The sequence below is a fragment of the Virgibacillus sp. L01 genome (assembly GCF_052246775.1).
Taxonomy (GTDB): Bacteria; Bacillota; Bacilli; order Bacillales; family Amphibacillaceae; genus Lentibacillus.
Window position 1 is genome coordinate 1 of the sequence record NZ_JBQQCP010000025.1, and the last position, 1,625, is coordinate 1,625.

Annotated in this window: 1 protein-coding gene; it reads left to right on the forward strand. The window is 35.8% G+C overall.

Annotated elements, in window-relative coordinates:
- Positions 1 to 254: 254 nt before the first annotated feature.
- Positions 255 to 1,490, forward strand: coding sequence for an IS110 family transposase (locus ACTWQM_RS19985; RefSeq protein ID WP_443259892.1), 1,236 nt, complete (start codon positions 255 to 257; stop codon positions 1,488 to 1,490).
- Positions 1,491 to 1,625 lie beyond the last annotated feature (135 nt).

A 1,625-nucleotide genomic window follows, 5' to 3' on the forward strand; every position in this document is an offset into this window, starting at 1 on the left:
GCACCCGTTCGTAATATAAGGTTATCCAGATTTTTCTGGTTGACCTTTTTTTATATGGTCTTATTATTACGGTAGTCGGGGTAGAACGTCGCACCCGTGGGACTAGATCCCGTCAACAAAACTGTTCACCCCCTACTTGTATAAACATGTTTCAGGCTGGTTGGGACTAAGATCCCGTTTAACAAGCGAACCTATGACATTACAAGCAGCTTTAGGGGTTACCGACATGAAGTAATTTAAGGAGGAGAAATAGTATGAATCCAGTTATTGGTCTGGATGTTGCCAAAGGGGAAAGTCAGATTCAAGCGTTTTTAGATAAAGGAAAGCCTTATCATAAAAGTTTTAGTATCCTGCATAATGTAAAAGAGCTTAATAAATTTCTAGAATTCTTAAAGGAGGTTGAGTCTCTAGCTGGAGAGAAACCTTCGGTTATTTTGGAATCGACGGGACACTACCATACTCCTATTATTCAATATTTAGAGGAACATGACTATGTATATATTATTGTAAATCCATTGATTGCACATCGAGCGAAAAGTTCAAGTTTGCGAAAGGTGAAAACAGATGCCATAGATGCCTACAATCTGTGTGAACTTTATTATAAAGAGGAACTGGAACCTAGTAAGAAAAGAGGGATCCAACTCTTAAACCTTCGGAATTTAACAAGACAGCACGAAACTATTTCAAGTGTAGCAGCACAAACTAAACTACAACTTCAATCGATTTTGGACCAAGTATTCCCCGAATATAAAGGAGTATTTGGCAACCTATATTCAAAAGTTTCTTTACAAGTGCTTTTAGTATTTCCAACATCGGAATCAGTTTTAAGTGTAACCGAATCTGTACTAACCGATAAAATAGCTTCGCTATGTAAGAGTCGTTCAGAAAAATGGGCAGAGGAAAAGGCACAAAAGCTACGAGAGGCAGCAATTCGAAACCCATTTCAAAATAATTTGTATCAAAGTCATATTTTTAACCTAGGAATCATGATAAATATTGTTCTTCAATATCAGGAGCACCTATCTAAGTTAGCTGCTGAAATAGATGATCTTGCCAAAGAAATTGAAGAATATAAGATAATCCAATCTATCCCTGGTATTGGAGAAAAAATCGCTGCAACGATTATTTCTGAAATCGGTGAAATAGAAAGGTTTAATCATCCTAAAAAGCTCGTTGCATTCACTGGTGTAGATCCTAGCGTATACTCAAGTGGTAAGTTTACAGCTTCCGTAAACCGTATTACCAAAAGAGGTTCTAGTAGATTAAGACAAGCTCTATTTATGGCTGTCCAATGTGGAATAAGAGACGCTCGTAAAAAGAAAACAAGCGAGGAAATCATTCCGCGTAATAAAAGATTAAGAGAATTTTACGATAAGAAACGAGATGAAGGTAAACCTTTTAGAGTAGCGATCATCGCTTGTGTTAATAAGCTTTTACATTGGATTTACGCAATGCTTAAAAGAAATACAACTTTCCTGGATATAGCTTAAGAACTACATTAATCCAATTAATACAAAACCTTCCAATCAAAATATAACGGAAGCTTATTTGGCATGTTTATTTTAAGTATAGCATGAAAAACTTAGGTTTTTTAGTGAAAAATGTTGACAACTATTAGCTGGTTT